We start from the raw sequence: 19,718 nt of genomic DNA on the forward strand, positions 1-19,718 counted from the left end.
GGGGGCTGCACCGTTACGGTGCAGCCCCCGTACTATTCCAGGACTGAAAGCCAGTCAGTATCACTCAAAGAGCACGGAAGCGCCGATAGGCATAGTGCCGCCCGCTCTGGTTGCCTGTTGCACTGGTGTGTCTCTTGCTTTGGGCGCACTCCTGGAAAGCCCCTGTGCCACTGTGGCGAGGAAGCTCTGTCAGAAGAAAAAGTACTTCAGGATCCCTCCCAGGACAGCCAGGAAAGTCGTCACGATTGCCACCGTCGACATAGTCGACGTGTTTCCTTCCTGAGGCGATTCAACCGTCGCAGCGGAAGATCGTGGCGTTTTCTTCACCCCAGCAGGTTCGGTAATGAAGGTCTCCACCGTGGCTTTCTTTGCCGGGTCATAAATCCAGACACTGCTCATACCCAGGCCATAGGCGATACGTACCCGCAGCCCCCGCCTGGTATCCCAATCGCGATAGTGCCCGCCGTAGTGCGAGGATTCTTCCGCCACGCCATAGCGCTGAGTCAACGCAACTTCGAGCGAAGTCATCACTCGCTCAATGTCTGCCGGAGTACGTCCCGGCGTGCGTTCTTTGACTCCCATAGCGACGTCAAAAGTCACCAGCCACACCTTCTGGTTCTCATCCCGGATGGCCGCTCGAGGCTCGGCAGGTGGAGAGACCTGCGTGTAGTAGATCTTGGGCCAGCTGCTGTCTTCCGGGAACCAGCCAATACCGCTAGCAATTTCGGCCGCATCAAAAAGATCAATGGAGCCCATTGACTGCGTCCACTCGTCAATGATTCTCAGGACGTCATCAACCTCGTAGTTGATCGGAACGCCGGTAGCCCGCTCATCTTCAGGACCGTGATAATCGATGGTGACGTTGCTATTTCCCGGCCCGTGGAAAAGAGACAGGGAAAGATGCGGGGTAACGTCCCACTTCGCGTAATTTTGATTGTCGACCCCTTGAGTGCTTTTCTCGGGTTGGCCGTAGAGATCAGTGATGGCAGCTTCAACATCGCGCATGCGCTCTTTTATCAGAGGCCATGCCTCGGCTTCTGTCCGTTCTGACCAATGTGCCGCTAAATCGAAGTGCACCCGTGTTGCGCCGCGGCGTCCATAGGTGACGCCAACATCGGGTTCGGCAAAGAAATCCTCCGAGAAGATGCGCAGGTTTCCGTCGTAGAGGGCATATATGAGGGTGGAGTAAAACTCTGTTGAGGACTCCTCCTCGGGTGTCCATCCCACCCTGTCGGCGTAGTCATGGACGGTCGCTACTGGCAGCGGCCACGGGGCGCTGAGCCAGGTTTGGATCGTTTGGAGACAAGACTTCGTATCAGGAACGACAATCTGGTCTTCTGGCTCGCTTTCTTGGCGAGGTCCGGTGATGGATACCGTGGGGCGGGCAGTGCCGTAGTTGATGCGGACCCACACGCCAGCGGGTGTCTTCCACCAGCGGAACTCTCGGGCATTGACGTCATTGGCGAAACGGAAGGGCTGCCCGTAGAGGTTCGTGAGTTCTTTTTCGAGACCAATCATGTGAGCAGTGAGAATTTCTGTGGCCTGATGTTGTTCCTCCCGTTCGACGATATTCGAGACGTGAAAAAACAGGTCGGGGACGCCGTAGGAATGAACAGTCAGACGGCAGCGAACGTCGGGGGCAATCCAGAAGCTTCCGGGCAGAACATACTCATCGTCGGCGTCTGGTTGTTCAACGGTCCACCCCACCTGTTTGACGTATTCATGTGCACGCTCAACTGTAAGTGGCCACTGGGCATTTACCAGCACCTGAATGAAAGACACCGTTTCCTCAATCGGAAGAATCCTCAACGCACCCATGTTTGTCCTCACTTTCCGGTGGAAGTCTTGAGATTAGCAGTTCACAGTCAGGCTATTCGTCAACGACCGAGCCTCGATATTGAGGATTCGCAAGATTTTCTGGCGAAAGGATTTGCTCGACTTCGTCCTCCGACAACAGCCCCATTTCAAGAATGATGTCACGGACGCTTCGCCCTTCCATTGCGGCTTTCTTCCCGACAACATCACCAAGATGATGTCCAATAACGTCATTGAAGTAAGTGACGATACCAATGGAATTCATGACGTAGGAACGGCAGACCTCTTCATTGGCTGTCAGGCCCACAACACAGCGCTCACGCAAAGTATCGCAGGCGTTAATCAGCAAGTGAATCGACTCAAAGAGCGCCTGAGCGATCACAGGCTCCATCACATTGAGCTGCAATTGCCCAGCTTCGGCGGCCATCGTGACCGTCTGATCATTACCAATGACCTTGAAGCACACCTGGTTAACGACTTCAGGGATCACAGGGTTAACCTTGGCCGGCATAATTGAAGAACCCGCCGCCATTTCCGGCAGATTAATCTCGTTCAAACCTGCTCGCGGTCCCGAAGCTAGAAGGCGCAGGTCATTGCATATCTTTGACAGTTTCACCGCAGTGCGCTTGATGGTCGCATGCATCGACACATAGGCGCCAGTATCCGAGGTTGCTTCGATAAGATATTCGGCGCCGCGTACCGGCAGGCCGGTAATACGTTGAAGATGTCGGACTACCGCGTCCTGATAGCCGGGAGGCGTGTTGAGACCCGTGCCGATGGCAGTAGCACCAAGATTTGTTTCCAGAAGTAGATCAGCATTATTGACTAAGCGCGCATCCTCCTCACGCAAGGTAACAGCGAAGGCCGTCATCTCTTGCCCTAAGGTCATGGGCACAGCATCCTGTAGCTGGGTGCGCCCCATCGTGAGTACGTGGGCAAATTCCTCACCTTTTCGTGCGAAAGCATCAGCTAACTCATCAATAGCCTTCTGCAGCGCCGCAACCCGAACATGCACCGCTAGTCGAAAAGCTGTCGGGTACGCATCATTAGTGGACTGGGAACGATTGACGTCATCATTAGGGTGAATAATGTCGTAGCGGCCGCGTTCCTCGCCAAGAAGTTCGCACGCCAGGTTAGCGATGACCTCGTTGGCGTTCATATTCATCGAGGTTCCCGCCCCACCCTGGAATTGGTCGACAGGGAACTGATCCATACACCGGCCGTCACGCAAGATCGCATCACATGCGGCAACAATCGCGTCCGCCGTCGTAGGCGTCATCACACGTAGCTCTTTGTTCGCCAGGGCCGCTGCCTTTTTGACCTGGATAATGGCGCGGATTAAGTCAGGGACTTCATTGATGGTATGTCCTGAGATCCGATAGTTTTCCAATGCTCGCAGGGTGTGGATTCCCCAGTAGACGTTCGCGGGAACCTCACGGTCGCCCAAGAGATCATGTTCGATTCGCACATCCATGTGCGTCGTCCTTTCGCGCGTGTCACGGGCCTCGTCGCCGGTGTCTATCTGGTGACGATCCTAGTGCCTTAAGTGCGTTTTCTTTGAATCAACCTACCGGTTTGCCCTCCGTCAGTCAGGTGCGCGTTGGGTGGAAGAACGCTCCCCACCGCTCCCGGCTGAGCGCCCCGACCACGCCCAGAGGGATACCCGCAGGGCAGACTTTTGCGCACTCGCCGTATCCTGAACAGGAACCAAAGAACTCATCTAGTGTCAGCGCCATGGAGCGTGCTCTTCGGCCTCGTTCAAGAGCTGGCACAGGTAGGGCCGCGAGATGAGCAATTCGAGCGCCCGCATACAGAGCGGCCGATCCATTCGGGCAGGCTGCCACGCAGGCACCGCATCCAATGCAGGCGGCCATATCGAGGGCGTACTCGGCCACATCGTGAGCGATAGGGAGCGCATCAGCATCTGCAGCAAGGCCGGTATCAACAGAGGCAAAGCCACCAGCCATTGTCACCTCGTCTAACACGCCTCTATCGACGACGAGGTCACGCAACACGGGAAACACCCCTGTCCTCAGTGGCTCTAGGGTGATCGTCGTGTTCTCTGGCCTGTCCCCTATCCGCTGGTGGCAGGCTGGTAGATTATCCTGCCAACCGTGGGGGCGTCCGTCCACCGTCAGCCCGCAGGCACCGCAGATTCCCTCACGGCAGTCTGATTCAAAAGCAACCGGGGCAAGGCCGCGTTGACGTAGTTGGGTGTTGAGATGGTCAAGGAGTTCCAGCACTGACATCGCTGGATCGCAGCCATCCAACTCGTAGATCTGGAAGGCTCCTTTTGCGGTCGGCCCTGCCTGACGCCAAATACGTAGTGTCAGCCTCATTGGTAGCTCCTTTGCTGAACCGTCACGTCAACGAAGGACAGGGATTCCCTGTGGTGAATGAAATGCGGTACTTTATCCCACCCAACTGTTGTCCACGCTGAGACGCTCATCCACTGCTCGTCATTACGCGCTGCTTCACCGTCGCGGGAGTATTCACTACGGAAATGAGCACCGCACGATTCCTCACGATGCCAGGCATCGACACAGATCAGCTCCGCCATTTCCAGGTAGTCACTAATGCGGGCTGCTTCGACAAGATCCTGGTTGTATTCCTTCGTATGCCCCGTGACCCGCACTTCTGTGGCGAAGGATTCCCTGAGCTTGCGGATCTCTCGGATCCCCCGCTCAAGGCCAGCTTTGTCACGCACAACACCGCAGTCTCGGTACAAAATCGCGCCAAGTTCACGGTGGAAATGCTGTGCCGGGGTATGTCCTTGACTATTGACGAGGGCGTTCGTGCGTTCTTCGACCCTCCGGTAGGCGTCGGCAACTGCCGGAGATGCCTCATCGATAAGGGGTTCACCAAGTAGTCCTGCCAGATAGTCAGGGACCGTCCGTGGGATAACAAAAGAACCGTCCACGCAGGCTGCCAGTAGAGAGTTGGCGCCCAGTCTATTGGCACCGTGGTAGGCGGCGTTGGCCTCACCTGCGACGAAAAGCCCTGGGATGGTGCTCATGAGTCGATAATCCACCCATAGGCCACCCATGGTGAAGTGTGCGCCCGGCGCAATACGCATCGGCTGGGTGTAGGGGTCTTCACCTGTCGCGTCCCGATACATGTCGAAGAGATTGCCGTAGCGTTCAGCGATAACGGTGCGCCCCAATCGTTCGAGGGCGTCACGGAAGTCCAGGTAGACGGAATTGTGCAGAGGCCCCACGCCTCGTCCTGCGTCGATTTGTGCGCGCGCCGCGCGCGATGCAATATCGCGGGGCGTAAGGTTTCCAAACGCTGGGTATTGACGCTCCAGGTAGTAGTCACGCTCCTCTTCGGGGATCTGCGAGGGCGGGCGCGCCTCCCCCACTGTGCGGGGGACCCAGATACGCCCATCATTGCGTAAGGATTCCGACATGAGCGTGGTCTTTGATTGCCACTGTGACGACACTGGCAGCGCGGTTGGGTGGAACTGGATGAAGCTCGGCGAGGCCAAAGCCGCACCCGCCCGATGCGCCCGCCAAATAGCTGTGGCTGATGAGTTTTTTGCCAAAGTCGAATGGAAGTAGACGTTTCCGTAGCCGCCGGTGGCAAGAATCACCGCGTGCGCAGGATGGAAACGGAGTTCACCGTTTGTCAGGTCGCGGGTAATGACGCCTTGAGCACGACCGTCCTCGACGACAATGTCAAGCATTTCGTGGCGTACCCACAGTGTTGCTTGGCCGCGTGCGACCTGGCGCATGAGCGCGCTCGAAGCGGCCACTTGAAGCTGCTGGCCGGTCTGGCCTCGTGAATAGTAGGTGCGTGAAACCTGCACCCCTCCAAAACTGCGAGTTGAGAGAGAGCCCCCATACTCGCGCGCAAAAGGAACACCCAGGGCATTGAGGTGATCGATAACGCGGGTGGATTCAGCTCCCAGTCGCCATGCTTCGGACTCTCTGGCGCGGAAATCACCACCTTTAACGGTGTCGCGAACAAAGCGGGCTAGAGCATCCCCGTCGACTCGGCGCGCACGAGCGGCGTTAATACCACCTTGGGCTGCAACCGAGTGGGCGCGCCTGGGCGTATCGTGAGCGGTGATAACGTCAACGGGGTATCCCATTTCTGCAAGTGCTGCGGCCGCTCCGGCGCCAGCCAAGCCGGTGCCAACAACGACAATACGAAAACGGCGACGATTGCCGGGGCTGACCAGGCGGGCGTGGGCAACGAAGGCGTCCCACATCTTCCGAGGCGGCCCCTCAGGTTGATGAGCGTCAAGGGAGTGGCCTTCAGTGAGGTGAAAAAGTGGAGGAGAAGTTGGCACGTCCTGGGTGGCGTCTATGCGTTGTTCCCCTAGCGGGACGTAGTCCTGCCAAGGGCGTGTGGCCTCGTGTGCCGGGGGTAATGTCGGTTTCCTATTTGTCATTGGAAGACTCCCATCCACGCGCCAAGAATGACGGCCCCATTTCCAGCGACAATAGCCAAAGCAAGCGCATAGCCCACCAGGCGTGCGATCCTCCGCCCGCGTTCGTTCACTCCGCCGAGGTCCTGCCAGGCTAGTCCTATGCCGTGGGCAAGGTGAATACCTAAAGCAATGAGGGCAGCCCCGTAGCCGATCGCCGCTAGGGGACGGGCGAGGGAGGCACTGAGGTTTGCTACTGCGTGAAAGACGCTGCCGCCGTCAGCCGATGGTGTGGGGTGTTGAAAGCTTTCGGGGGCGATCAGGACACCCGCTGTGAGATCAAGGATGTGGGCGCTAATGAAGAGAAGCATGATGATGCCGGTGGGCATCATCGCTTTTGCGCCGTATCCGCGCCACGCCATGCGGCGAGCACCTCGCGTGCGTGTAGATGCGGAGCGCTGCCAGAGAATGAGGACTGCGCCAAGGTGAATAATCAGGCAGCCGACCATGACAATGCGGAATGCCCACAGGATCATGCCATGTGGAAGCGCGGGGGCTCCGACCTCTCGAAGCCACGCCGCATAAAGGTCAACGCCTTGCGGATCGAGAAAGACCTTGAGGTTGCCGAGCATGTGGACGAGCACGAAGGCTGCCATTGCCATGCCGGTGACTGCGGTCGCCGTTTTCAGCAGCCATGTGGGCAGCACAACGCTGCGGCGTGCGACTGCATATTGTCCGTGAATGTGCGCCATTGCAACACCCCCTTGTAGTCAGCGTAGCGTGCATGAGTGGAGGGTGCAGAAGTTCAAGTGGCTCAGTGTTTAGCTCTTTTTCTCCGCCGCATCAACGGCGTTGAGGATGTCGCCCAAGGTCTGCCAGGAACGGACGTGCTCGTCAGCGAAAGTTAAACGTAGTTCGTGTTCGATGGCGGCGACAACGGCATACAGTCCAAGGTCGTCAAGATCAAGATCGCCAGCAAGAGTAAGGTCAAGGCGAGCACGGGAGGGTTCAAGGTTCGTTTCGGCAACAATGGCGGCAAGGACAGCCTCGTGACGCGGGTTGACCCCCTCTGCGTCGGGTTTTTGCTCCCTCTGGCCCATTTGAGCTTGCAAGGAGTCGTCGTTTACAGGCACACCAGCCGCATGTGCTTCTTCTTGCGCCTCGTCGAGGTCGCTTGCCTCGGGGGTGTCTTGCCCAAAGGCTGCCGCGAGATCAATGCCAAGGAGATCGCCAATAGTGCCCATGGCACTAGAGTAGCCTCCTGCCAGGGGCCTAAGCGAGGCTGCCCCTCTCGTAGGGGTCTTCAGTCATGCCTGCAGGGAAAACAACGGGAGCTACCTGCATCACGCAAGTAGCCCCTGCTTGTGGAATGGAAAGGACGCTTAGCCGACCACCTGGTTGAGCCAACGCACGGGTGCCCCAGCGCCGGCATAACGGAAGGGTTCAAGCTCGTCATCCCATGCTTGCCCCAAAGCGAGATCAAGGCCATCTCGCAGGCTCTGCATATCCGTCGCCTGTTCAATGGCGGCACGAATGCGGTCTTCCGGGACGACCACATTACCCACAGTGTCGATCTGGGCGTGGAAGATACCCAGTGACGGAGTGTGGAACCAGCGGCCACCATCGGTTTGGCCAGTAGGTTCTTCAGTGACTTCGTATCGCAGGTGCTCCCAGCCGCGCAATGCGGAGGCGATCCTGACACCAGAGCCTGTGGGGCCAACCCATGCGAACTCGCAGCGCATCATGCCTGGGGCGGCAGGCTGGTCGCTCCATTGGAGCTTGATCTCCTGTTCGAGGGCATTACCCACGGCCCACTGGATGTGTGGGCAGAGCGCAGGGGGAACCGAATGCACGAAAAGTACACCACGGGTGTATGTCCCTCTCATTGTGACCTCCAGGTTTGTTGTGAGGATCGTCTTCCCCTACGCCCTCGTCACAACACTGCGGTGGTTGCACAACGATTTTTCGCGGTGTACACGCCCATCATAGTCTCCTAGGGCGCCACTTGGCTAGCTAGGTTGTGGGATTAACAGCAAAACCTCGAATAATCTGTGTTCTGTAATCAATGTCTCCCCAGAGCCCATCAACTTTGCGGTGGGAAAGAAGATGTCCCGAGGCGATGTCATAACTGAAAATTTCCACCGGCTCCTCACTATAGGGCGCGTGAGTCAACACATCTACGCGCTCCTGCGAAAATATGGCATACCTATTATTTTCGAACGCATTGGGAAACTTAATTCCATGGATTGGCGATGTCACTCCCGTTGCCACATCCGTCGAATAAAGGATCCCTCCACCAGAGATCCAGCGAAGTTTTCCGTCGAAGTACGAACCGACACCATACGAGGCATTCGATATTTCATCCGAAGCAACCCTAAAAAACTCACCGTCATCACTACGAAGAGGAATAACATCCCTCTGCCCCGTCTGAACATTCCAGCGTTCAATCGACGCATAAGAATGACTTCCCGGCTCAAATTGCGTGAGAGGGCTATCTTTTTGAAATTGAGGAAACTCCCCAGGGTCACCGAGGCGCTTCTTTTCTTCTGGCAGATACTCGACCTGATCCGCCAGTACAAAAATATTCCGCCCATCACAAGGAGCAGTAGGACCGGCATATATTACCTCATGCAGGTCTGCAGACACACGGCGAATCTCGCGATACTCAAAGACGGAGTCTTTTACCACCTGCTGCAGGAATATTCTCTCACGCTCAATTTCCTCATCCTGAAGCTTAGAGAGCTCACCCCCCAAGACATAGGCAGAATTACCGCAGACACTAAAAACATCTGTATATTTTCCAATAGTGCGAAGATCGGTCGACTCTGAATTTAACAGCGCAACGTGCTGCCGATAGCCACTATCAGTAAAACCTTCATTTGTCACCGAAACCACTGCGGTTCCATGCGCCAAAAAAGCCGCACCATTAGCGATAGTCCCCTTCTTCGCCTTCTTCACATGAACGCGACCATCATGATCTATCAGGTAATCATTAGAGGAATCAGCAAGATACATACCAGCTTTGCCCCATACTAGGTGCGAAGCCTCAGAAAAGTCGGTCTGAAAAACAGTAGCCTTGAATTCCTCGTCAATAAGAACGAGGTAACTATCGCGCGCAAAAGGACTGTCACTACTCCATGGATTAGCGACAAATGCAAAAAGTATTTTATCAAGGGAAACCCTCCCCACACTCTCCAAAGGCTGAGCAAATCCGATCGAGCTAACACATGAACTCAATAGAATTACGACCCCAACTAGAGGAAAGAGCAGGGAGGGGAAGCAACGCAACACTCGCATAAACGCTTCTTTCACGGACTTAACGGACTACCAGGAACGGTAGGTTACCGTCCATGGCGAGATGACAATATCCCACGGGTACACGCCCCACGATAACGTGCGTCTGGAGATATGCGCATATACGGGATTCACTGCGCAGCAACTATCGGCCCTCAACGTCGAGAACCATCCCACCTTTTGCAAACATTTCTCCGTCTCCTTTGACGTAAAAGTAAAATGCCAGTGGGCGTATCAACTTACGTTGATACGCCCACTGTAGCAGCCCTCTTCATTTTTTGGAATACTCTGTGTATTCCACTCAGTAGTTCTTGTTGCGGATGTCGCGCAGAGCCTTCTTACGGGTCGCGCGATCCAAGCGATCAATGTAGATCATGCCTTCTAGGTGATCGCACTCGTGCTGGAGAGCGCGGGCCATGAGCTCTTCACCTTCAAGCACCACCGGCTTGCCATCAAGGTCGATGCCCTCAACGCGGGCGTACCAAGCGCGCTGAGTGGGGTACCACAGGTCGGGCACGGACAGGCAGCCTTCGTCACCGTCCTGATACTCGTCCTCAGAGACCTCAACGAGCTTGGGGTTCAGGACGTAGCCAATTTCGCCATCAACGTTGTAGGAGAATGCGCGCAGGCCAACACCAATCTGGTTGGCGGCCAAGCCGGCTCGACCATCCAGGGCGACACCTTCGAGCAGGTCCTCAACCAAGGACTTGACCTTGTTATCAATGTCCGTAATCCACTCGCAGGGGGTACGAAGGATCGGGTCACCAATAATGCGAATCTCGCGGATCGCCATCTTACTTTCCTTCCTTACCAAGCAGACGTGCGTGCAGGTCACGGACGGCGGAAACAGCCTCTCCCACGGGAACCTCGACACGATCCCCACTGGCGCGATCACGAATTTCAACTGTGCCGTTGGCCAGACCTCGACCGATGACCAAGGTGATTGGGATACCCACCAGCTCAGAGTCAGCGAACTTCACACCTGCCGACACCTTCGCACGATCGTCGTAGAGAACGTCCAAGCCAGCAGCGTCAAGCTCAGCGGAAAGCTGCTCAGCAGTGCCGAAGATTTCCTCACCCTTACCTGTGGCCAGAACGTGAACATCGAAGGGAGCAATCTGCGCAGGCCAAGCCAAACCGCGCTCATCACAGTTCGACTCTGCCAGAGCCGCGAGCACGCGAGAGATGCCGATGCCATAGGACCCCATGGTGACAATCTGGCTCTTGCCGTTCTCGTCCAGGACGGTCAGGCCAAGCGCCTTGGCATACTTGCGGCCAAGCTGGAAGATGTGGCCGATCTCGATACCACGCTCAAGGTGAAGCGGGCCAGAACCGTCGGGAGCGGGATCGCCCTCGCGAACCTCAGCGGCTTCAATAGTGCCATCAGCGTCAAAATCGCGGCCCTTCACGAAGGAGAAGACGTGAGTGTCAACCTCATTCGCGCCAGTAATCCACATGGTGCCATCCACCACGCGAGGATCCAGCAGATAGCGGATCGAGCCAGAGGGATTACCGTCCTCGTCAATAACGCGGGTGGAGGCATTCGGACCGATGACCTGCGGGCCGATGTATCCGGCGACAAGCTCAGGATGCTTCTCAAGATCGGCAGGCGTTGCCATTTCAACCTCGGCGGGCGAGACGGAGGCTTCGACACGCTTCATGTCAACCTCTCGGTCACCAGGGAGGCCGATCACCAACAGCTCACGCTTGCCGGTGGGGTGAGTCAGCGCCACGACAACGTTCTTCAGCGTATCCGAGGCCTGCCAGGGACGGTCCTCACGCGGGTAGTTCGCGTTAGCGTAGTCCACCAGGGCCTCAATCGTGGTGGCATCAGGGGTAGGCAAGACCGCAGGCTCAGGCAAACCATCAATCGGCAGTGCGTCTGGAACAGGCGTGGTGACAGCCTCCGCATTAGCAGCGTAGCCACCGGGGGAACGCACGAATGTGTCCTCACCAATGGGGCTGGGATGGAGGAACTCCTCTGAGCGGGAGCCACCCATCGCGCCCGACATCGCTGAAACGATGACGTATTCCAGTCCCAGGCGGTCGAAGATCGCCTGGTAGGCCTTGCGTTCAGCCATGTAGGACGCTTCGAGGCCTTCTTCGTCAATGTCGAAGGAGTAGGCGTCTTTCATGACGAACTCACGACCGCGGATCAGACCTGCACGAGGGCGAGCCTCATCGCGGTACTTGGTCTGAATCTGGTACAAGGCCAGGGGAAGGTCCTTGTACGAGGAGTAGAGATCCTTGACCAGCAAGGTGAACATCTCTTCGTGCGTGGGGGCAAGCAGGTAGTCACCTTCCTTGCGGTCACGCAATTTGAAGAGAGTCGGGCCGTACTCGTCCCAGCGGTTGGTGGCCTTGTAGGGCTCTGCGGGAATCAGGGCGGGGAAGTGAACTTCCTGAGCGCCCATGCGGTCCATTTCCTCGCGGACGATGTCCTCGACTTTGCGTAGCACGCGCAACCCTAGAGGCATCCAGGTGTAGATGCCGGGGGCGGTACGACGGATGTACCCGGCGCGGACCAGAAGCTTGTGGGACATGACCTCCGCGTCGGCGGGGTCCTCGCGCAAAGTGCGCAGGAAGAAAGAAGATACGTTTCTCAGCACGCCCTCTAGCGTAGTCCACTCCCCCGCTCGTTTTCGAGCCTGCTAAGCGTGGCTCTGCGCATTGTGTTGCACAGCAATCTTTCACAGCAGCGAAGGGCAATAAAAATGCCTGTGGGCGCAGCATGAAGCACGCCCACAGGCTCAGTCAATGGCGAAGTGGCAGGCCCTCATACGTTCATTGGCACGAGCGGCGCTACCAGCCGAGTTTCAGACCGATTATTCTTCGGTATTGCCACCTGACTCGGCAAGGAGCTTAATATCGCGCAGGATGTTCATCGTCATCAGCGACATGAAGGTGGCATCCGCCCAGCACGCTGCCTGAGCGGCAACACAATGAGGCTGATGACGCTCGCGTAGATGCAGGCGGGTGCGGTTAATGTCCTCAGGGATCAGAACGAAGGCCCATGTGGCGTCCACGTCCTTCGCGGTGCCATGCTCATCGACAGCAACCTCGGCTGAAGCCAAGACAAGAGCTGCATTCTCATCATCAACGACAATGCCCATGTCATCGTCTTCCTGGACGACATTCTTCAGAACCGACCACACGACCTCGGGGGATGCCTCGATCGACACAGCGCGGTCGGTAACAAAGGAAGCGCCTGGCAGAATATCGTCGCCGGGCAGGACGGCCTCAGCCTCGCTGCGGGTAACGCCAATGCGCTTCGGAAAGCCGGTAGCAACGATGGCGGCCGCGCCTGCTACGCCGGCTAGGGTCAGAATTGTACGCAGTCCCATGGGAGCTCCTTAAAGTGTGGCCAGATGTGAGTATGGTTGCGGGCAGGGCTACTTGGCGGCGATCACCTCGACGCTGCCTTCGCCGGCCTCAAGCCCCATCTCTTCTGCAAGCATATTGGCTCGGCGGATCAACGTCTCGACGATCTGATCTTCGGGGACGGTGTCAACAACCTCACCGCGAATAAAAATCTGGCCCTTACCGTTACCTGAAGCAACCCCCAGGTCAGCTTCACGGGCTTCACCCGGGCCGTTCACGACGCAGCCCATCACGGCCACGCGCAGTGGCACAGTGAGGTCCTTCAGACCTTCAGTGACTTCTTCAGCCAAGGTGTACACATCAACTTGAGCGCGGCCGCACGACGGGCAGGACACAATCTCAAGGGTGCGCTCACGCAGGCCCATGGATTGAAGGATCTGGATACCCACCTTCACTTCCTCCACCGGCGGTGCAGAAAGAGACACACGGATAGTGTCACCAATACCCTGCCGTAGGAGCGCGCCAAAAGCGGTGGCGGACTTAATGGTGCCTTGGAAAGCTGGGCCAGCCTCGGTCACACCCAGGTGGAGAGGCCAGTTACCGCTTTCAGCCAGGATCTCATAGGCGCGAATCATCGTGACAGGATCGTGATGCTTGACCGAGATTTTAAAGTCATGGAAGTCGTGCTCTTCAAAGAGGGAGGCTTCCCACATGGCCGACTCGGCGAGAGCCTCGGGAGTGGGGCCACCGTACTTGGAGTACATGCGCTTATCGAGAGAGCCAGCATTGACGCCAATACGCAGCGAGGTGCCGTGATCGCGGGCTGCGCGGGTGATCTCAGCGATCTGGTCATCGAACTTGCGGATATTACCGGGGTTGACGCGCACCGCGCCGCAGCCTGCCTCAATCGCTGCAAAGACGTATTTCGGCTGGAAGTGGATGTCGGCAATGACCGGGATGTTGGATTTACGGGCGATGATGGGCAGCGCCTCGGCATCCTTATCGGTCGGGCAGGCGACTCGGACAATGTCGCAGCCCGATGCTGTGAGTTCGGCAATTTGCTGCAAGGTTGAGCCGATGTCGTGTGTCTTGGTGGTCGTCATGGACTGCACCGAGATAGGCGCGCCTCCACCAACTGGCACGCTTCCGACCATGAGTCGACGGGTGTTCTTACGCGGGAATGGCGTGTCCTTCACGGTGGGCATGCCTAAAGCAATTTCAGTCACCATTCCATTATCGCCCATGGTGGGAGCATTTGCGGCATCGCGCAGTTGAGATAGCTAACGCTTCTCCTTGGCCTTCGCTTGCCGCACGATCCCCGGGCTCTCAGACCTGTTCCCTCTATGATTGAGGGGAACGTGAATCACATCGATGTGAAAGATAAGGTGCCGTCATGGAAAGTCGCCCATTAGGTTCAACAGGCACACAGGTCTCCATCATTGGTTTAGGAACGTGGCAGTTGGGTGCCGACTGGGGTGAGGTTGACGAGGCTGCCGCACGTGCCACCCTTGATGCCTCCCTTTCTTCTGGCGTGACTTTTATCGATACCGCTGACGTTTACGGAGACGGACGTTCCGAACGTTTTGTTGGATCCTTCCGTGCAGACAACCCCGATCGTGGCCTGTTCGTTGCAACGAAGATGGGCCGCCGCGTGGAGCAACGTCCTGAGAATTACACGCCCGAGGCTTTTGCCGCGTGGAATGAGCGTTCTCGCCGTAACCTTGGCGTGGAGTGCTTGGATTTGGTCCAGCTTCATTGCCCACCCACCGAAGTTCTGGCTGATCCCGCAACGTGGGATGAACTACGTCGCATGGTCGAAGCCGGGCTGATTGCCAACTTTGGAGCATCGGTGGAAACCTGCGAGCAAGCACGCCTAGCAATGGAGGGTGGGGCTCAAACCCTGCAGATTATTCTCAACATCTTCCGTCGCAAGCCCCTTGAAGAGGTTCTGCCCGAAGCAGCCGAGCGTGGCGTAGGTGTCATTGTGCGTGTGCCGCTGGCTTCTGGCCTGTTGTCGGGCAAGTACACGACGGATACTGTGTTTGCCGCAGGTGATCACCGCAACTACAACCGTGAGGGCGCTGCCTTTGACATTGGCGAAACCTTCTCTGGCGTGCCCTACGAGGTCGGTGTTGCCGCGGCCTCCGAGTTCACCCGCCTCTGCTCCAACTACGGCCCACAGAATGCCACTCCTGCTCAGATTGCCCTCAAGTGGGTCACCGAACAGGTCGGTGTCACGACTGTTATTCCCGGTGCTCGCAATGCAGATCAAGCCGCTGCAAACGCTGCCGCTGCCACACTTCCCCCTCTCTCTGCTGATCTCAATGCTGCGCTGGAAGATCTCTACAACCGCATGATCCGCGAACACGTTCACGGCCGCTGGTAAAACCCCCTACTGCTTCAACACGGGTGCCCTCGCTCTATCGAGCGAGGGCACCCATGCATTAGACAGCTCACACAGAGACGTTACGCCCGTGGTGTTACCCGATTGTTACCGGCTTGACGATGTCAGCCACCATGAGGATCACCGACATGCCAATCAGCAGCGCACCCATGACATAGGTGACGACCACCAGGCGAGCAGTATCGGCAGGACCCGGATCAGGGCGACCACGCAGGCGAGCCACAGTGCGGCGAACGCCCTCGAAGATTGCACCAACAATGTGCCCACCATCCAGGGGCGGAACAGGCAACAAGTTAAAGACGAAGAGCGCCATATTGAGCGATGCCAACAATGACAACAAGGTTGCCACGGTTGCACGGTAGTCGGTCGTAGCAAAAACGCCTTCGCCGGAGGCAACCTCGCCAGCAATACGGCTCACACCCACCACCGACATCACACCAGCAGGATCTCGTTCACTTCCCGTCACCAACGAAGTGAGAACCTCCCAAACGGCCACAGGCAAACGTGTCACAACACTCGCTGTGCCGGTGAAGGTTGCCCACGTGACCTCAAGCACCCTGCGAGGAGTGGCCGAGACATACTCGACGCCTGCGCCAACGCCAATCACCCAGCGTCCGTCTTCAAGTTTGACAGGCGTGACGGTGACGGTCTGAGGCTCGCCATTGCGATCAATAGTTACCGACAAGGGCTCACCAGCAGAGTTATTGAGAGCAGAAGTCAGGTCGCTCCAGCGTTCCACGGGGGTCTCACCGACGGCTGTGATACGGTCACCGGCTTCAATCCCCGCTGCTGCTGCAGGACCGGGTACCTCGCCTGATACTGCGGTCACAGTCGCGGGAACTGCTGCAAGAGTCGGTGAAGCTGCGGGCACGCCAATACCCATGAGAACCACAGCAAAAAGCACAGCCGACAAGATGAGGTTCGTGACCGGGCCGCCAAACATGACAGCGAACTTCTTGGGTGCGCTCAGACGATAAAAGGCCCTGTCCTCCATACCTTCAGGGATCTCGGCAGCGCTTTCGCGGCGCGCCTCTTCTGCCAGTGTCAGTTCACCCTTCTTATTCAGAAGTGGAGTGCCGGGGCGGGCTGGTGCGTACATGCCGACAATGCGCACATAGCCGCCCAGCGGGATCGCGCGGAGGCCATAGCGGGTTCCTCGCCACTCTTTCTCCCATAAAAGAGGGCCGAAGCCGACTGAGAATACCGGGACAGGCACCCCGAAACGCTTCGCAGGTAGCATATGGCCCAACTCGTGAATCGCCACCGAGATCAGCAGTCCAACCACGATGACAAGAATGCCGATCACATACGACATATCACCACTCCCCCTCAACAACGACTACCACATTAGACGGAACAGCTCCCCGAAGTCGCCGATGCCGCCTTACACGTCATTCCACATGACCTGCCCTGAGCGCGCGCTACTAGGAGGCAATCCGCTCCGCCGCACGTGCTCGCGCCCATTCTTCAGCGCCCAAGACGTCATCCAGCGTTGGTTCGACAACACCAACATGTTCTTCAACGACCTCACGAACCGTGTCAACAATTCCCAGGTAGCTGAGTCGGCCATGAATGAAAGCGTCAACACACACTTCATTTGCCGCGTTGAAGACGGCAGGGTGGGTAGCCGAAGCTGATACAGCATGGCGGGCGCACATGATCGCCGGGAAAGTCACGTCATCGACTGGCTCGAAGGTCCAGGCCTGTGCCGCGCTCCACCGCAGGGGGTTCTCCACATCCACCAGGCGTTCTGGCCATGTCATCCCCAGGGCAATCGGGAGGCGCATATCTGGCGGCGAGGCTTGCAGGGTCGTTGCCCCATCCATCCATGTCACACCCGAATGGACGATGGACTGGGGATGAACGACCGTCACGATATGTTCTGGCGCGACGTCAAAAAGCAGGTGAGCCTCGATCAGCTCTAAACCCTTATTCATCAAAGTAGACGAGTTAATCGTCACCACCGGCCCCATATCCCAGGTCGGATGCGCAAAGGCTTGCTCGGGGGTCACGTCCCCAAGATCAGCGCGAGTCCTCCCACGGAAAGGGCCGCCCGAAGCCGTCAAAATCACATCAGCAACTTCGCTGCGCCCCGTGACCACCGGCGAAGTCATACCTTTTTCGTGGACGCCAGAAGCAAGAGCCTGAGCGATCGCCGAGTGCTCAGAATCGACGGGGACGATCTGCCCGGGGCGCGTCATGGCCTGCTTCACGAGGGCGCCACCCACGACAAGTGACTCCTTATTCGCCAGTGCCAGCGTGCACCCAGCCTGCAAAGCGGCCAAAGTCGGGCCAAGCCCCACACCGCCCGTAATGCCATTAAGGACAACAGCATCCGGGAAAGCCCCCGCAACCTGCGCGGCAGCGTCAGGGCCTACAAGAATCTGCGGCAACCGTGCAGACGCATCCAACGCTGACACAGCCTCACGCAGCTCAGCCACGCAGTCACGAGCAACGGCAACAACCTCAACAGAATAGGCAACAATCTGTTTGGCGAGGACACCCACATTTGCTCCCCCAGCCGCCAGCGCACGCACCCGGAAACGCCCGGGGTGAGCGTCAATCACCTCGCACGCCTGGGTTCCAATGGAGCCAGTGGATCCGAGGATGACAACATCAATGACTGCGGAGGACTGGTGTGCTGGAGTGTGAGAGAGCAGGGGCATATCAGTTCACTGCAAGGAGGATTTCAATGGCGCGGCCCAAATAGGCGTCAACCGGACCTTCAGCGTAGGCCTTCTTACCGCGGGCCGGCTTGAAGACTGCTTGACGAATATCATCAGCGGTCAGCTCTGTGTTGTCGTTAAAGAAGCCTTCCAAACGGTCAAGCAGGGCGTCCACCTCTTCAGCGTTGTAGCCAGGCTCGCGCCCCGGACGCGCAAAACGCTCACCTCGGGGACGCAGCAGACGGGGGTAGAGCGTGGTTGCACGGTCAGCGACGCGCTGGTACCACGCGGCCTCGCCATTAACAGCAATGTGGTCCGCACGATCGCGCTGCACGAACGCTGCCTCCAAGCGGTTCAAAGCGGCGTCGATAGCTTGGATACTGTAACCGCGGCGCTTTAGGAGGAAGGTCGCCTGGCGGACTTGCTCAGCACTAAAGTGCTCTGCGGGCACGCCGCCTTCGTAGGCTCGGCGGGCATCTTCAAAGAAGGAATCGACCGATGCAGGGTCGTAACCGTAGGTGAAAATACTTACCCGAGGGAAAGAGTCGCTCATCGATTCTCCTGTGTGTTGGTGCCCTGTTGCTGGGATGCTGCTAATTGGGGCTTTACTGCCGGGGCATCGGAGGAGGATCCTTTGCGCCCGCCTTCTTGTACTGCCGTGGCCAGCTGACCACATGCACCATCGATGTCAGATCCGCGGGTATCGCGAATCGTCGTCGAGATTCCATTGTTACGCAAAATGGCGACAAATTCGTCTTGTGTGCGTCGTGTTGAAGCCGTCCAGATCGAACCCGGAGTGGGATTCAGGGGAATAGGGTTGACATGCACCCAGCCCTTCCCACGCTTGTTGAGCTCATCAGCGAGGAGCTGGGCACGATAAGGCTGATCGTTCATATCCTTGATGAGCGCATACTCAATAGATACACGTCGTCCCGTGGCCACGAAATAGCGGCGAGCAGCATCAAGGAGCTCGCCCACCTTCCACCGCGAGTTAATCGGGATGAGGTCATCACGCAAGTCATCATCAGGCGCATGCAAAGACACCGCCAAGGTCACGGGTAGCCCCTCAGCAGCCAACTTGTCGATCGCCGGAACCAAGCCCACTGTCGAAACTGTGACATTACGGGCAGACATTCCAAAGCCCTCAGGGCTGGGGTCAATCAAACGATGCAGGGCATTAACGACAGCCCGGTAATTGGCCATGGGCTCACCCATCCCCATGAACACAATATTCGACAGTCGGGTGGGGCCGCCCTCAAGCAGTCCGTCCTCGCAGGCTCTTTGAGCCATACGCACCTGATCAATGATCTCGGCTGTCGACAGGTTGCGTGTCAAACCCATCTGCCCGGTCGCACAGAAGGGGCAGGCCATACCGCATCCAGCCTGGGAGGAAATACACAAGGTCGTGCGCTCGGTGTAGCGCATCAGCACCGATTCAACGCGAGCACCATCGTAGAGCTCCCACAAGTGCTTAATCGTCAAACCGCCATCTGCGCGCTGGGCAACGACCTCGTTCACCAAATCAGGCATGAAGGTCGAGCGGATGGCCTCATGCATTGAGGCCGGGATATCGCTCATCAACGCAGGATCGGCAGTGAAGTGCTCAAAGTAGTGGCGCGAAAGCTGGTCAGCTCGGAAAGCAGGGAAACCAGCATCCTTAACAAGGGCACGACGCTCAGCCTGGCTCAGATCAGCGATATGCGCAGGAGCCTTCCCACGGCGCTTCGCGGTAAAGGAAAGAATAGGCTTCGCATCGGGTGTGAGCGCGCCCTCAGGTGGCTGATCTGTCGGGCGAACCTCACGACGCTTGCTAGGGACCTTGGGAGTCGGTAGAGAAGTTGTCACA

General features: G+C 57.6%; 17 protein-coding genes. 1 reads left to right on the plus strand and 16 read right to left on the minus strand.

The features are described 5' to 3' along the window. Positions 1-189: 189 nt before the first annotated feature. The 12 genes from EII11_RS06925 to ispG form a co-directional block, all read right to left on the minus strand. On the minus strand, positions 190-1,818 hold the full coding sequence (locus tag EII11_RS06925; protein WP_124870626.1) for a DUF6301 family protein: 1,629 nt from the start codon (positions 1,816-1,818) through the stop codon (positions 190-192). 52 nt (positions 1,819-1,870) lie between these two features. Then, positions 1,871-3,289 (minus strand): aspartate ammonia-lyase, encoded by a 1,419-nt coding sequence (aspA, locus tag EII11_RS06930; protein ID WP_124870630.1) that lies wholly within the window; start codon positions 3,287-3,289, stop codon positions 1,871-1,873. A gap of 115 nt (positions 3,290-3,404) precedes the next feature. Beyond that, positions 3,405-4,154, minus strand: coding sequence for a succinate dehydrogenase/fumarate reductase iron-sulfur subunit (locus EII11_RS06935; RefSeq protein WP_124870634.1), 750 nt, complete (start codon positions 4,152-4,154; stop codon positions 3,405-3,407). Then, positions 4,151-6,028, minus strand: a complete 1,878-nt coding sequence (locus tag EII11_RS06940) for a fumarate reductase/succinate dehydrogenase flavoprotein subunit (protein WP_420820446.1) — start codon at positions 6,026-6,028, stop codon at positions 4,151-4,153. Before EII11_RS06940 ends, EII11_RS06935 begins: the two co-directional genes overlap by 4 nt. 179 nt (positions 6,029-6,207) lie before the next feature. After that, a complete protein-coding gene (locus tag EII11_RS06945) occupies positions 6,208-6,939 on the minus strand; it encodes a succinate dehydrogenase cytochrome b subunit (RefSeq protein WP_124870638.1) in 732 nt (243 codons plus the stop codon). A 69-nt stretch (positions 6,940-7,008) separates the two neighbouring features. Further along, positions 7,009-7,431: an acyl carrier protein gene (locus tag EII11_RS06950; RefSeq protein WP_124870641.1), complete on the minus strand. Its 423-nt coding sequence runs from the start codon at positions 7,429-7,431 to the stop codon at positions 7,009-7,011. A 138-nt stretch (positions 7,432-7,569) separates the two neighbouring features. After that, on the minus strand, positions 7,570-8,073 hold the full coding sequence (locus EII11_RS06955) for a DUF3145 domain-containing protein (RefSeq protein WP_124870643.1): 504 nt from the start codon (positions 8,071-8,073) through the stop codon (positions 7,570-7,572). Positions 8,074-8,200: 127 nt separating this feature from the next. Then, the gene (locus tag EII11_RS06960) at positions 8,201-9,499 is read right to left on the minus strand and encodes a hypothetical protein (RefSeq protein WP_165867093.1); all 1,299 of its coding nucleotides are present in this window, start codon (positions 9,497-9,499) and stop codon (positions 8,201-8,203) included. 283 nt (positions 9,500-9,782) lie between these two features. Beyond that, the gene (gene def, locus EII11_RS06965; protein ID WP_124870647.1) at positions 9,783-10,274 is read right to left on the minus strand and encodes a peptide deformylase; all 492 of its coding nucleotides are present in this window, start codon (positions 10,272-10,274) and stop codon (positions 9,783-9,785) included. Position 10,275: 1 nt separating this feature from the next. Beyond that, on the minus strand, positions 10,276-12,090 hold the full coding sequence (locus EII11_RS06970; protein ID WP_124870650.1) for a proline--tRNA ligase: 1,815 nt from the start codon (positions 12,088-12,090) through the stop codon (positions 10,276-10,278). A gap of 216 nt (positions 12,091-12,306) precedes the next feature. Further along, positions 12,307-12,825 (minus strand): hypothetical protein, encoded by a 519-nt coding sequence (locus EII11_RS06975; protein WP_124870653.1) that lies wholly within the window; start codon positions 12,823-12,825, stop codon positions 12,307-12,309. A gap of 48 nt (positions 12,826-12,873) precedes the next feature. Further along, positions 12,874-14,046, minus strand: a complete 1,173-nt coding sequence (ispG, locus tag EII11_RS06980; RefSeq protein ID WP_124870656.1) for a flavodoxin-dependent (E)-4-hydroxy-3-methylbut-2-enyl-diphosphate synthase — start codon at positions 14,044-14,046, stop codon at positions 12,874-12,876. A 149-nt stretch (positions 14,047-14,195) separates the two neighbouring features. Here ispG and EII11_RS06985 point away from each other — a divergent pair, with 149 nt between their 5' ends. Then, positions 14,196-15,188 carry an aldo/keto reductase gene (locus EII11_RS06985; protein ID WP_124870659.1) on the plus strand — a complete coding sequence of 331 codons (993 nt, stop codon included), beginning with the start codon at positions 14,196-14,198 and terminating at the stop codon, positions 15,186-15,188. Between the two features lie 94 nt (positions 15,189-15,282). Here EII11_RS06985 and EII11_RS06990 read toward each other — a convergent pair whose 3' ends face one another. The 4 genes from EII11_RS06990 to rlmN all read right to left on the minus strand — a co-directional run bounded on the left by EII11_RS06990 (position 15,283) and on the right by rlmN (position 19,717). Beyond that, positions 15,283-16,521 carry a M50 family metallopeptidase gene (locus tag EII11_RS06990; RefSeq protein WP_124870662.1) on the minus strand — a complete coding sequence of 413 codons (1,239 nt, stop codon included), beginning with the start codon at positions 16,519-16,521 and terminating at the stop codon, positions 15,283-15,285. A 109-nt stretch (positions 16,522-16,630) separates the two neighbouring features. Then, positions 16,631-17,872, minus strand: a complete 1,242-nt coding sequence (dxr, locus tag EII11_RS06995; RefSeq protein ID WP_124870665.1) for a 1-deoxy-D-xylulose-5-phosphate reductoisomerase — start codon at positions 17,870-17,872, stop codon at positions 16,631-16,633. A gap of 1 nt (position 17,873) precedes the next feature. Beyond that, positions 17,874-18,425, minus strand: coding sequence for a DivIVA domain-containing protein (locus EII11_RS07000; RefSeq protein WP_124870669.1), 552 nt, complete (start codon positions 18,423-18,425; stop codon positions 17,874-17,876). After that, positions 18,422-19,717, minus strand: coding sequence for a dual-specificity RNA methyltransferase RlmN (rlmN, locus tag EII11_RS07005; RefSeq protein WP_124870672.1), 1,296 nt, complete (start codon positions 19,715-19,717; stop codon positions 18,422-18,424). Before rlmN ends, EII11_RS07000 begins: the two co-directional genes overlap by 4 nt. Position 19,718 lies beyond the last annotated feature (1 nt).

This window comes from Schaalia canis, assembly GCF_003858455.1.
In the GTDB taxonomy this organism is placed as follows: Bacteria; Actinomycetota; Actinomycetes; order Actinomycetales; family Actinomycetaceae; genus Pauljensenia; species Pauljensenia canis.

Coding starts and splice junctions, on each gene's coding strand:
- EII11_RS06950 (WP_124870641.1), bottom strand. CDS start 7,431: ATGGGCACTATTGGCGATCTCCTTGGCATTGATCTCGCGGCAGCCTTT.
- ispG (WP_124870656.1), bottom strand. CDS start 14,046: ATGGGCGATAATGGAATGGTGACTGAAATTGCTTTAGGCATGCCCACC.
- EII11_RS06935 (WP_124870634.1), bottom strand. CDS start 4,154: ATGAGGCTGACACTACGTATTTGGCGTCAGGCAGGGCCGACCGCAAAA.
- EII11_RS06925 (WP_124870626.1), bottom strand. CDS start 1,818: ATGGGTGCGTTGAGGATTCTTCCGATTGAGGAAACGGTGTCTTTCATT.
- def (WP_124870647.1), bottom strand. CDS start 10,274: ATGGCGATCCGCGAGATTCGCATTATTGGTGACCCGATCCTTCGTACC.
- EII11_RS06975 (WP_124870653.1), bottom strand. CDS start 12,825: ATGGGACTGCGTACAATTCTGACCCTAGCCGGCGTAGCAGGCGCGGCC.
- EII11_RS06940 (WP_420820446.1), bottom strand. CDS start 6,028: ATGTGGGACGCCTTCGTTGCCCACGCCCGCCTGGTCAGCCCCGGCAAT.
- EII11_RS07000 (WP_124870669.1), bottom strand. CDS start 18,425: ATGAGCGACTCTTTCCCTCGGGTAAGTATTTTCACCTACGGTTACGAC.
- EII11_RS06955 (WP_124870643.1), bottom strand. CDS start 8,073: ATGAGAGGGACATACACCCGTGGTGTACTTTTCGTGCATTCGGTTCCC.
- EII11_RS06990 (WP_124870662.1), bottom strand. CDS start 16,521: ATGTCGTATGTGATCGGCATTCTTGTCATCGTGGTTGGACTGCTGATC.
- EII11_RS06945 (WP_124870638.1), bottom strand. CDS start 6,939: ATGGCGCACATTCACGGACAATATGCAGTCGCACGCCGCAGCGTTGTG.
- aspA (WP_124870630.1), bottom strand. CDS start 3,289: ATGGATGTGCGAATCGAACATGATCTCTTGGGCGACCGTGAGGTTCCC.
- dxr (WP_124870665.1), bottom strand. CDS start 17,872: ATGCCCCTGCTCTCTCACACTCCAGCACACCAGTCCTCCGCAGTCATT.
- EII11_RS06985 (WP_124870659.1), top strand. CDS start 14,196: ATGGAAAGTCGCCCATTAGGTTCAACAGGCACACAGGTCTCCATCATT.